The organism is uncultured Vibrio sp. (assembly GCF_947488985.1).
In the GTDB taxonomy this organism is placed as follows: domain Bacteria; phylum Pseudomonadota; class Gammaproteobacteria; order Enterobacterales; family Vibrionaceae; genus Vibrio.
In genome coordinates, this window is the sequence record NZ_CANLBV010000110.1 from 1 (window position 1) to 11,963 (window position 11,963).

Genomic DNA, 11,963 nt, shown 5'->3' on the forward strand with positions numbered 1-11,963 from the left:
GAAGTACACCTAAACCCAGAAAGAGAAGCTGCTTAATAAGTAAGCAAATGATGACAACTACCTTGAAAAACGCCGGTCCTAACTGCTGAAGAAATTAACTTCTTCATTCAAGGTGTCGCTAAAAACACGGTTTCTGAAGGCCAAATTGCAGCATTCGCAATGGCTATCTTCTTTAACGAAATGACAATGCCAGAGCGTATCGCACTAACGTGTGCAATGCGCGACTCAGGCATGGTGATTGACTGGAGCCACATGAACTTTGCTGGCCCAATCGTTGATAAACACTCTACTGGTGGTGTTGGTGACGTCACTTCTCTAATGCTTGGCCCTATGGTGGCAGCATGTGGTGGTTTTGTTCCAATGATCTCTGGTCGTGGTTTAGGTCACACTGGCGGTACGCTAGACAAGCTTGAATCTATCCCTGGTTACAATATTACACCAACCAACGATGTGTTCGGTGAAGTCACTAAAGATGCTGGCGTAGCGATCATCGGTCAAACGGGTGATCTAGCGCCTGCTGATAAGCGTGTTTACGCGACTCGTGATATCACAGCAACAGTAGACAATATCTCACTAATCACAGCTTCAATCCTATCTAAGAAACTGGCTGCTGGCCTTGACTCTCTAGTGATGGATGTAAAAGTAGGTTCAGGTGCATTCATGCCGACTTACGAAGCGTCTGAAGAGCTAGCGAAATCGATCGTTGCAGTAGCAAACGGTGCAGGTACTAAGACAACAGCAATCCTAACCGACATGAACCAAGTTCTGGCTTCTTCAGCGGGTAACGCAGTAGAAGTACGTGAAGCGGTTCAATTCCTAACGGGTGAATACCGTAACCCACGTTTGCTAGAAATTACGATGGCATCGTGTGCTGAAATGCTAGTACTTGGCAACCTTGCAAAAGATTCAGAAGAAGCACGCGAAAAACTGATGGCAGTGCTAGGTAACGGTAAAGCAGCAGAGTGCTTCGGTAAAATGGTTGCGGGCCTTGGTGGTCCAGCAGACTTCGTAGAAAACTACGATAACTACCTAGAAAAAGCAGAAATTGTTAAGCCAGTGTACGCGCTAGAAAGCGGTGTGGTATCGGCAATGGATACTCGTGCTATTGGTATGGCTGTCGTTGGTATGGGCGGTGGTCGTCGCGTAGCAACGGACAGCATTGATTACGCAGTCGGTTTCGATAGCTTCATTCGTCTTGGCGAAGTGGCAAGCGATGAGAAACCATTAGCAATGATTCATGCTCGCAACGAGCAACAGTGGCAAGAAGCGGCAACGGCATTACAAAATGCAATTACTGTCGGTGGCGAATATACCGCAACACCAGACGTTTACCGTCAGATTCGTTCTGAAGACGTGTAAATAACCACTATCGGTATACCTCGCGTATACCGATAATCAAAAGCGCTGGTGCAAAGAGCAATAAGTTGGTGAAGAAAATGAAAAGAGCATTTATTTTAGTTTTAGATTCATTCGGCATCGGTGAGACAGCGGATGCAGACAAATTCGGTGATGTAGGTTCAGACACTATGGGCCACATCGCTGAACATTGTGAACAAGGTCTTGCAGACAATGCAGATCGTAAAGGCACACTGACGCTACCAAACCTGTCTAAGCTAGGTTTAGCGATGGCTCACAAAGAGTCGACCGGGCACTTTGCTGCTGGTATGGATGCCGACACTGAAATCATTGGCGCATATGGACATGCGGCTGAACTGTCTTCTGGTAAAGACACACCATCAGGTCACTGGGAAATCGCGGGTGTACCGGTACTGTTTGACTGGGGCTACTTCACCGACAAAGAGAACAGCTTCCCTAAAGAGCTGACTGATCGCATTCTTGAGCGTGCAGGTTTGTCTGGTTTCCTAGGTAACTGCCATTCATCGGGCACTGAAATCTTAGATAATCTAGGTGAAGAGCACATGAAGACAGGCTTGCCTATCTTCTATACTTCTGCGGATTCTGTATTCCAGATCGCTTGTCACGAAGAGACATTCGGTCTGCAAAAGCTATTAGATCTTTGCCAGATCGCGCGTGAAGAGCTAGAAGAGTACAACATCGGTCGTGTTATCGCGCGCCCGTTCATCGGCCTAGGTAAAGGTCAATTTGAGCGTACTGGCAACCGTCGCGACCTCTCTGTTGAGCCACCTGCGGCAACGGTTCTTCAGAAACTGGTTGATGAGAAGGGCGGCAACGTTCACTCAATCGGTAAGATCTCTGATATCTATGCAGGTTGTGGTATCACCCAGAAAACCAAAGCGACCGGTATCCCTGCGCTATTTGAAGCAACCAAAGATGCGATCAATGAAGCGGGTGATAACACGATCGTATTTACGAACTTCGTTGATTTCGACTCAGCATACGGACACCGTCGTGATGTTGCAGGTTACGCCGCCGCGCTTGAGTACTTTGATGGTCGTATCAATGAAGTCATCGATATGATGAAAGAAGATGATGTGCTGATCCTGACGGCCGATCACGGTTGCGATCCGACATGGCCTGGTACAGACCATACTCGTGAGCATATCCCTGTGATTGTTTACGGAAAAAAAGTGCCTGCGGGTTCTTTAGGTCGCCGCGATACCTTTGCGGATATCGGTCAAAGTTTAGCGTCTTACTTTGGTACATCGCCAATGGGACACGGTACAAGCTTTTTATAATTGGTAAATAAAAGAGAGAAATTTCTCTCTTTTCTTGTTTATTTTGAGATGAAGGATATTTTCAATGGCTACTCCACATATTAATGCCGAAATGGGTGCATTTGCAGATGTTGTATTGATGCCGGGTGACCCACTACGAGCAAAATACATCGCAGAGACCTTCTTAGAAGATGTGGTTCAAGTGTGCGATGTTCGTAACATGTTTGGCTACACAGGGACTTACAAAGGCCGTAAGATTTCGGTAATGGGACACGGTATGGGGATTCCATCGTGTTCTATTTACGTAACGGAGCTTATCAAAGACTTTGGTGTGAAAAAGATCATCCGAGTTGGCAGCTGTGGTGCTGTTAGTGAAGATATTAAAGTGCGTGATGTGGTGATCGGCATGGGTGCATGTACCGACTCAAAAGTAAACCGTATCCGCTTTAAAGATCATGATTTTGCCGCTATTGCAGACTACAAAATGGTACGTGCAGCCGAAGACGCTGCTAAAGCTCTTGGGGTTGAAGTCAAAGTCGGTAACATGTTCTCTGCTGAACTCTTCTACACGCCAGATCCTGAAATGTTCGATGTTATGGACAAATACGGCATTGTCGGTGTTGAGATGGAAGCAGCCGGTATCTATGGTGTGTGTGCTGAATATGGCGCGAAAGCTCTGACTATCTGTACTGTGTTTGATCACATCAAAACCGGTGAGCAAACCACATCAGATGAGCGTCAAACGACTTTCAACGATATGATGGTTATCGCACTTGACTCTGTGCTGCTTGGTGACCAAGAATAATACTACTTGATAAGACATAGAAATTTGTCTTAGCTTGATAAGCGAATAGATAACAAAAAGCCCCGACGCTGCCTGAGCGTCGGGGCTTTTTATTCTGTGCCAGAGTCAGTCTGCTATAAGTTTACATTCTTAAGCAGTAAGTTCTCTCCTGACTGAGTTCGTCGTTTTCGAATCAGCATGATAAAGAGCACACCACTGACAAAACCCATCAAAACCATCCCGATCATATAGCGATCGCTCTTACGATAATGGTGATCAGAAATTGCAGTCACTTTACCGGTTTCAAAGGTCACACGAATAAAACCGATGATTGCCTTTTCCGGTGAATAAATCGGTTCGACTAATTGCTGTCTGCCAATACTGGCCGTTGAAAGTGGCGTATCTAACCCCAGTACCTCGCGTACCGAGAGCGCTTTTTCACTTGAAGCTAGCCGAACCCCCTCTGCATCATAGATGGTGGTATCGAACACCAGTCGATCTTGAGACAGCTGATTGGTCAGATCAAGCAATCGCTCTTGATCTTGTTGGGTGATCATTTTGCTGGCTGAAAGTGATGCTTGAGAGATAAGCAGCTTAGTCAGCGTTTCCAACTGTTTCGCTTGGATCTTCTCGTTGCCTTTACTGATCACGACCGTATTTTTGATTGTGACAACGAACATGGTAGCCAGCAAGATAAGGGCTAGCATTCGTAAAGCGTTGCGTATTGAGAACAATGATTCATTCATGTTTCACGAAGCCTGAAATAAACAAATGTTATGATTAAGACATATTGAGACTTGCGTTTTCAAATTGCAATAGGTTAACGTTTAGCATAGTTAATTAGGAATCATACACATGGACGCTCAGAAATATCTGCCGATGAAAAGGCATACCACATTATTAACTCGACTCCCCGAGACTCGTTTCGCTTCTCAACTCGCTAAAGCTAAAGCCAATTGGATAGTATTCGGCGAGTACTTATCACCGCAATCTTTCGATGACATCGACTTTTTCACAGGCACTTACAACACAATTTTAGATACGTGGAAAGTTGGGCATTACGAAGTGGCATTGATGTCTGGCAATCTAACGCCAGCGCATGAAGAAATCCTACAGGCTCTGAAGCTTGATTATGCTTGCCTTAGCGAAGTACCAGATTTATCTAATCCGGGTTTGATTGTGATGGATATGGATTCCACAGCGATTCAAATCGAGTGTATCGATGAAATAGCCAAACTCGCTGGAGTAGGTGAGCTAGTCTCTGAAATTACAGAGCGTGCTATGCAAGGTGAGTTAGATTTCGAACAAAGCCTGCGCCAACGAGTTGGAGCGTTGAAAGGTGCTGATGAGTCGATTCTAGAGCAAGTACGTCAATCACTGCCTTTCATGCCGGATTTAGTTGGACTTGTGAACACGCTTAACAAACTGGGTTGGAAAACCGCTATCGCATCGGGTGGCTTTACTTACTTCTCTGATTACTTAAAAGACACGCTAGACCTAGATCATGCTCAGTCGAATACTTTAGAAATCGTTAAGGGTAAATTGACAGGTGAAGTGTTGGGTGATGTGGTTTCTGCACAAACCAAAGCCGATATATTAGTCGAACTGGCGGAAGAGTATGAGCTAGAATTGCACAATACCGTTGCTGTGGGCGATGGTGCCAATGACTTGTTGATGATGGAGGCGGCGGGGTTAGGTATTGCTTACCACGCGAAACCAAAGGTAGAACAGCAAGCTCAAACTGCAGTCCGTTATTCAGGGCTAGGTGGCGTACTTTGTATCTTGTCTGGTGTACTAGCTAAGCAGCAAAAAATCAGTTGGCAAGTGAAGCCTTAATTATATTTAGGACGGTATAACAGATACAAAAAAGCAGGCTATCAGCCTGCTTTTCTATTTTCATATTTAAGTTTAAACATGGTTCGAAGCTAGCGTGTCAGCTCTAATCGAATCAGTACTTCATCGGTAATATCTTCTATCTCACCATAGCCAATAAAAGCGGTAATCTCATTTTCTAGCTTCTTTGCTTGATGCATACTGATGCGTGTAAGTTCTTCCAGATCCGATTGGAAAAGGCTCGTTAAGGGGTTAAAGATTGGTGCTGTCGTGACTCGCAGTATGTATATATCCCCTAAGTGCTGCGCTTTTTTTATGAATAAAATTCGTTCTTTGACCGAAGCGAAATCTTTCACCAGTTTGGTATGCACCGATTGGATGGTGTCTCCGAATTTCACCGATGCAATGTATACTTCATGATGTTTAGGCTCTGCGCCTTCAATTTTTTTTAGTGGTTCCGCCAACAGAGAGTTAGAGTGCCCTTTAAAAATCGGTTCTAGTGAAAACTTCTGATTGTGACCAAGCTTTGCCAATAGAGCTAAGGGTTTATTCAATGGAAAGTTCACGCCAATAATCTTACAGCGCAGTGTTGAACTCGGCTTATCAATAAAGATCGGATTACTGACCATCTTGCTGAGCAGTATATTGTGCAGAGATTCGAGTAGTGAATGTGTCGGCAATATCTCTTGTTTCTTGGACAGCTTACTTTGATTTTGATCGATGAGACCGTTTAAGAATGCGATGGTACGCATTGTTTTGGCATTTTCAGCAATCACTAACTGCACGGTGCGTCCATTCGGGCTGACGCGTATGACATGGTAAGGCACTGTGTTGAGTGGCAGCTTTTTATCGTAGAGCTGTAGCTCATTGAAATTCACTAATACTGGATCGTTTATCTTGAGCACCATCGGCTGCTCAAGTGTCAGGCTTAGTCCTCGCTTTGAGATATCTAGGGTGTGGCCATTCGCTGCTACCCCATCTTGAGAGGTCAATTGCAACGGCGACTTGAACTGGTATCTCGGTTCTTTGCGGCGAGATTGAGAATCGAAATAGATACTTTGGATATTACCCATGACAGCTCGAGGATGACGGAAGCGATTCAGTTCACTGCTTGGAATTCTGGGCTTCTCACTCAATAGATAATCTGCGGCACTTTCGTGATCTCCGATTTCTTGCAAAATGCCGCAATGTGTCAGTTTTTCTGAGCTTTGAGCCAGCGTATTTGAGTGATTGGCTAAGGCTTCTCTTTCGGTATCGGACAGCTCGAAAACCGAAAACTTGAACGCCTTCCAACTTTTACGTTTACCACCAATGTGCCAGAACAGTTGTCTTTGTTCCCTAGAGGCTTCAGGCAGCATCATTGAATAGTACAAAACTTTATTTTGATGCTCATGGGTAAAAGAGTAGATGACGTTACTGGTTCCCTTTAGTCCAGGCTTTACCAGTAAGCTCATGCGCTGTGCGTTGAACAGAGTACCTAAAGCTTGTTGGTTTCGCTCGTCGTGCCAGTATTGCCATAGTGGCTGGTTGTTACCGGTGAGTAGGGCAAGCTTTAATTCACTGCCACTAAAGAATAGCGGAAGGTTACAGGTGTGCTTCAAATAGGCATGCTCAATACCTCGAGTACGTGCACGAATTATTTTGTCTTGGTTCTCGTGACTGTTTTTTTTATTGTCACTATTTAAAGATTCGTTTATTAAACGAGCCAATATATCGCTATCACTGACTTTTATGGTTCTTAAGAACTTAACTGCATTGTTCTCGTAGGATTCATCAATTCCGAGTACGCGAAACTTGAGCGCTTGGTTGACATTAGCCTCCAGAGATTTTTCAATGAGCTCGCTAAATTTAACGCTGATGACCTCACCAAGACTATATTTAAAGGCGGTCGGCACTTTAAATTTTGCGCCCGACGGTGAAATATCGACAGTGACACCGTGCAGGTTATCGCCTTTCGAGGTCGAGATTGCAACCTGAGAGCTGATTTTGAGTCGGTTTTCTTTCCGTTTTAAGTCATAGCCTAAGTTAATAGCTTCGGCTTCATAAGGGCTATTCGAGTTGGTGATATTGCAGTCGCCTTGAGAGGCGACTTTAACGCGCTCAGCTAAGGGTTGCATTCTTGGAGCCATCACTAACTCCCAAGCCCCTTCGGTGTAGCTTTTAAATTTCTTGGTGCCGCGTTGGTAGGCATTTAAGGCGATGTCATCAAGCCAGTGTTTACGGCCGTCAATCGTGAACTGGCGACATTCATTATCAATACGCCCTCGCAAATCAATGCTCTTAGTGCAAGGAGCCATGATACGGTTCAGTTCCATTTTAACCAGCAGCTTTAAAGACGGTGATTCGCCTTCTGTCAGTTGAGAAAGAAGGAATTCAAAATCTTCGGCGTGGTAAGCCGGGATAAGTCGCTCTGCTATAGATAAAATTTCAGATTGCTGCATACTTTTCTTGTTAGAATGGACGGTACTTTATTGTTATCGACAAGTTATATTTGATTTTTAGGTATTCGAGACGCTACTGCAACGTTTATTTTAATCGGTATGGTCAACGAACTCACAAAATAACAAGATTGATCCGTTACCCAGCAAATTATTGAGGTTTTATGGCTAAGGCAAAGCGAGCTTATGTGTGTAATGACTGTGGGGCTGACTTTCCACGTTGGCAGGGACAGTGCAATGCATGTGGTGCTTGGAACACAATTACAGAAGTTAGGTTAGCCGCTTCTCCTCAGGTTGCACGGAATGAAAGATTAACCGGTTATGCTGGTGGTGCAACAGAATCAAACGTTCAGACTTTATCGGAAATTGACCTGCAAGAAGTGCCGCGCTTTAGCAGTGGTTTTAAAGAGCTGGACCGCGTGCTCGGTGGGGGGGTGGTACCGGGTGCTGCGATCCTGATTGGTGGTAACCCCGGCGCGGGTAAATCAACGCTGCTGTTGCAAACCATGTGTCTGCTTTCTTCTCAATTACCGACACTCTATGTGACAGGGGAAGAATCATTGCAGCAAGTCGCGATGCGGGCTTCAAGGCTAGGTTTACCGAAAGATCACCTAAAAATGCTCTCTGAAACCAACGTCGATAAGATCTGTCAGGTCGCTGAAAAAGAGCAGCCAAAGATCATGGTTATCGACTCTATCCAGGTGATGCACGTTGCTGATGTTCAATCTTCGCCGGGCAGTGTGGCTCAGGTTCGTGAATCAGCAACCGCATTAACGCGCTATGCCAAACAAAACAACGTTGCGGTATTCTTAGTTGGACACGTGACGAAAGACGGCACCCTAGCGGGGCCTAAAGTGCTTGAGCACATTATTGACTGCTCAGTTCTATTAGATGGTGGAACTGACAGTCGCTTTAGAACGCTGCGCAGCCACAAAAACCGTTTTGGTGCGGTCAATGAACTGGGTGTGTTTGCCATGACAGGTCAAGGGCTAAAAGAAGTCAGTAATCCATCGGCTATTTTCTTGTCTCGCGGTGAAGAAGAAACTTCGGGCAGTTCGGTGATGGTGGTATGGGAAGGTACGCGTCCACTGCTTGTTGAAATCCAAGCGTTGGTGGATTATTCCCAGCTGGCGAACCCGCGCCGTGTCGCTGTTGGCCTAGAACAAAACCGGCTTTCTTTGTTGTTAGCCGTGCTGCATAAACACGGCGGCTTACAAATGGCTGATCAAGATGTGTTTGTGAATGTCGTCGGTGGTGTTAAAGTAACCGAAACCAGTGCTGATCTTGCGTTGGTGATGGCGCTACTTTCAAGTTTCAGAGACCGGGCATTACCAAAAGATGTGGTGGTATTTGGCGAAGTAGGCCTAGCGGGTGAGATTCGACCGGTGCCGAGCGGACAAGAGCGCCTTAATGAGGCATTTAAACATGGCTTTAAGAAAGCGATCGTCCCAGCGGCCAACATGCCGAAAGGGGGTATTCCCGGAATGCAGATTCACGGTGTGAAAAAATTATCAGAGGCAATTAATGCGTTTGATGAGTTGTAATTGAACTCACTTCAGCTAATCTATACAGCAGCAATTCAGTCTAACTTAAACGCTATTTTCACTTTAAGTTAGCACTAAACTAAACAATCATTTGAGATTGTTTCTACAGCGAGCCTTTTCCTCTACGTAGAGAAAAGGCAAAGTTTTTTAGTCCCAAATGCATGCAAAGCTATCAGTCCTCACAGATTGTGATATACTCTGCGCGCATTTTATATCCTATTAACAGAGTAAGACAATGGCAGATTTATCGAAATACAGAAACATTGGTATTTTCGCGCACGTTGATGCGGGTAAAACAACTACCACTGAGCGTATCCTTAAGCTAACTGGTCAAATCCACAAGACTGGTGAAGTACATGATGGCGAATCAACGACTGACTTCATGGAACAGGAAGCTGAGCGCGGAATTACTATCCAATCAGCAGCTGTAAGCTGTTTCTGGAACGGTCACCGTCTAAACGTTATCGATACTCCTGGACACGTTGACTTCACAGTTGAAGTATACCGTTCTCTTAAAGTGCTTGATGGCGGTATCGGTGTATTCTGTGGTTCTGGTGGTGTTGAACCACAATCAGAAACTAACTGGCGCTACGCTAACGAATCAGAAGTATCTCGTCTGATCTTCGTTAACAAACTAGACCGTATGGGTGCAGATTTCTACAACGTTGTTGACCAAGTTAAAAACGTTCTAGGTGCTACTCCTCTAGTTATGGTTCTACCAATCGGCCGCGAAGATGAATTCGTGGGTGTTGTAGACCTTCTAAGCCGTAAAGCATACGTTTGGGATGACACTGGTCTTCCTGAAAACTACGAAATTCTAGATGTTCCTGCGGACATGGTAGACGACGTAGAGCAATACCGTGAAGAGCTAATCGAAACTGCTGTAGAGCAAGACGATGACCTAATGGAAGCTTACATGGAAGGTGAAGAGCCTTCTATCGAAGACATTAAGCGTTGTATCCGTAAAGGTACTCGTGACCTAGCATTCTTCCCAACTTTCTGTGGTTCTGCATTCAAGAACAAGGGCGTACAAATCGTTCTTGACGCTGTTGTAGATTACCTACCAGCTCCAACTGAAGTTGATCCTCAACCTCTAATGGACGAAGCTGGCGAAGAAACTGGCGAACACGCTATCGTTTCTGCAGATGAAACTTTCAAAGCGCTTGCATTCAAAATCATGGATGACCGCTTCGGTGCTCTAACTTTCGTTCGTATTTACTCTGGTAAACTGAACAAAGGTGACACGATTCTTAACTCATTCACTGGCAAGACTGAGCGTGTTGGCCGTATGGTTGAGATGCAAGCAGACGACCGTAACGAACTAACTAGCGCACAAGCTGGTGACATCATCGCGATCGTTGGTATGAAGAACGTGCAAACTGGTCACACTCTATGTGATCCTAAGCACCCAGTGACACTTGAGCCAATGGTATTCCCAACTCCAGTAATCTCTATCGCTGTATCTCCAAAAGATAAAGGCGGCTCTGAGAAAATGGGTATCGCGATCGGTAAAATGGTTGCAGAAGATCCATCTTTCCAAGTTGAGACTGACGAAGAGACTGGCGAAACTATCCTGAAAGGTATGGGTGAACTTCACCTAGACATCAAGGTAGATATCCTTAAGCGTACATACGGCGTTGACCTAACTGTAGGTGCTCCTCAAGTTGCTTACCGTGAAACTATCACTCAAGCAATTGAAGATAGCTACACGCACAAGAAGCAATCTGGTGGTTCTGGTCAGTTCGGTAAGATCGATTACCGTATCAAACCAGGCGAAGCGGGTTCTGGCTTCTCGTTCAAGTCTACTGTTGTGGGCGGTAACGTTCCTAAAGAATTCTGGCCTGCAGTTGAGAAAGGCTTCGCATCTATGATGGAAAACGGCGTACTAGCTGGCTTCCCTACGCTAGACGTTGAAGTTGAACTTTTCGATGGTGGTTTCCACGCAGTCGATTCATCTGCAATCGCATTTGAAATCGCAGCGAAAGGTGCATTCCGTCAATCTATGCCTAAAGCTGGCGCGCAACTTCTTGAGCCAATCATGAACGTTGACGTATTTACTCCAGAAGATCACGTTGGTGATGTTATCGGTGACCTTAACCGTCGTCGTGGCATGATCAAAGATCAACAAGCTGGCGTAACTGGCGTTCGTATTAAAGCTGACGTACCACTTTCAGAAATGTTTGGTTACATCGGTCACCTACGTACTATCACTTCAGGTCGTGGCCAATTCTCTATGGAATTCGCACAATACTCACCATGTCCAACTAACGTTGCTGACGAAGTGATTGCAAAAGTTAAAGCAGAAAAAGAAGCTGGTAAGTAATTAGCCCTTTTCTCAATTAGCTGAAAAAGCCCCACAAGTGAAAGCTTGCGGGGCTTTTTAATATCAGCCAAATCAACGTGGTTCCCTTATCTTAATTACTTATATCCCAATACTTAAGGTTACGTGTTTAGGTTCGGTGATATTTATTATCCACTGATTAAATCGTTGCCTTCGCCGTCATACACCTTATGGCATAGCTTTTACTTCAACCGTAATTGTGTCTTGATATTTGCCTGCGTTTGCGAAATCCGCGTTGCCAATCTTCACCTCAAACGGTATTCCCCAGAATTTCACTCCATCTTTATTTGAAAAAGAGAAAGTAGAGTTATTATACCAATTTGATTATTTAATTGGTCAGCTTAGTCCAACTTCGGTAGCACATAGATATAACCTTCTCAGTCGACT

7 protein-coding genes and 1 pseudogene are annotated in these 11,963 nt (G+C 45.0%); 6 read left to right on the plus strand and 2 right to left on the minus strand.

The annotated features are described in order from the left end of the window. Nucleotides 1–75: 75 nt before the first annotated feature. The 3 genes and pseudogenes from deoA to deoD form a co-directional block, all read left to right on the plus strand. Nucleotides 76–1,359: pseudogene (gene deoA / locus Q1A70_RS17290) on the plus strand (thymidine phosphorylase); the annotation flags it as partial. 77 nt (nt 1,360–1,436) lie between these two features. Next, complete coding sequence (locus tag Q1A70_RS17295; protein WP_299694470.1) at nt 1,437–2,657, plus strand: phosphopentomutase; 1,221 nt, start codon at nt 1,437–1,439, stop codon at nt 2,655–2,657. Between the two features lie 64 nt (nt 2,658–2,721). Then, nucleotides 2,722–3,441: a purine-nucleoside phosphorylase gene (gene deoD, locus Q1A70_RS17300; protein WP_299694473.1), complete on the plus strand. Its 720-nt coding sequence runs from the start codon at nt 2,722–2,724 to the stop codon at nt 3,439–3,441. Between the two features lie 113 nt (nt 3,442–3,554). Here deoD and Q1A70_RS17305 read toward each other — a convergent pair whose 3' ends face one another. Continuing rightward, entirely contained in the window at nt 3,555–4,166 is a 612-nt protein-coding gene (locus Q1A70_RS17305; protein ID WP_299694477.1) for a YtjB family periplasmic protein, read from the minus strand. 109 nt (nt 4,167–4,275) lie between these two features. Here Q1A70_RS17305 and serB point away from each other — a divergent pair, with 109 nt between their 5' ends. Further along, the gene (gene serB, locus Q1A70_RS17310; RefSeq protein WP_299694480.1) at nt 4,276–5,256 is read left to right on the plus strand and encodes a phosphoserine phosphatase; all 981 of its coding nucleotides are present in this window, start codon (nt 4,276–4,278) and stop codon (nt 5,254–5,256) included. An 89-nt stretch (nt 5,257–5,345) separates the two neighbouring features. Here serB and Q1A70_RS17315 read toward each other — a convergent pair whose 3' ends face one another. Continuing rightward, a complete protein-coding gene (locus tag Q1A70_RS17315; RefSeq protein WP_299694485.1) occupies nt 5,346–7,694 on the minus strand; it encodes a PilZ domain-containing protein in 2,349 nt (782 codons plus the stop codon). 161 nt (nt 7,695–7,855) lie between these two features. Here Q1A70_RS17315 and radA point away from each other — a divergent pair, with 161 nt between their 5' ends. Beyond that, a complete protein-coding gene (radA, locus tag Q1A70_RS17320; protein WP_299694488.1) occupies nt 7,856–9,235 on the plus strand; it encodes a DNA repair protein RadA in 1,380 nt (459 codons plus the stop codon). A 235-nt stretch (nt 9,236–9,470) separates the two neighbouring features. Continuing rightward, nucleotides 9,471–11,558, plus strand: a complete 2,088-nt coding sequence (gene fusA, locus Q1A70_RS17325; RefSeq protein WP_299694491.1) for an elongation factor G — start codon at nt 9,471–9,473, stop codon at nt 11,556–11,558. Nucleotides 11,559–11,963 lie beyond the last annotated feature (405 nt).

Bases quoted from the DNA above. Each gene is read 5' to 3' on its own strand.
- Q1A70_RS17295 (WP_299694470.1), top strand. From the start codon at position 1,437: ATGAAAAGAGCATTTATTTTAGTTTTAGATTCATTCGGCATCGGTGAG.
- deoD (WP_299694473.1), top strand. From the start codon at position 2,722: ATGGCTACTCCACATATTAATGCCGAAATGGGTGCATTTGCAGATGTT.
- Q1A70_RS17305 (WP_299694477.1), bottom strand. From the start codon at position 4,166: ATGAATGAATCATTGTTCTCAATACGCAACGCTTTACGAATGCTAGCC.
- serB (WP_299694480.1), top strand. From the start codon at position 4,276: ATGGACGCTCAGAAATATCTGCCGATGAAAAGGCATACCACATTATTA.
- Q1A70_RS17315 (WP_299694485.1), bottom strand. From the start codon at position 7,694: ATGCAGCAATCTGAAATTTTATCTATAGCAGAGCGACTTATCCCGGCT.
- radA (WP_299694488.1), top strand. From the start codon at position 7,856: ATGGCTAAGGCAAAGCGAGCTTATGTGTGTAATGACTGTGGGGCTGAC.
- fusA (WP_299694491.1), top strand. From the start codon at position 9,471: ATGGCAGATTTATCGAAATACAGAAACATTGGTATTTTCGCGCACGTT.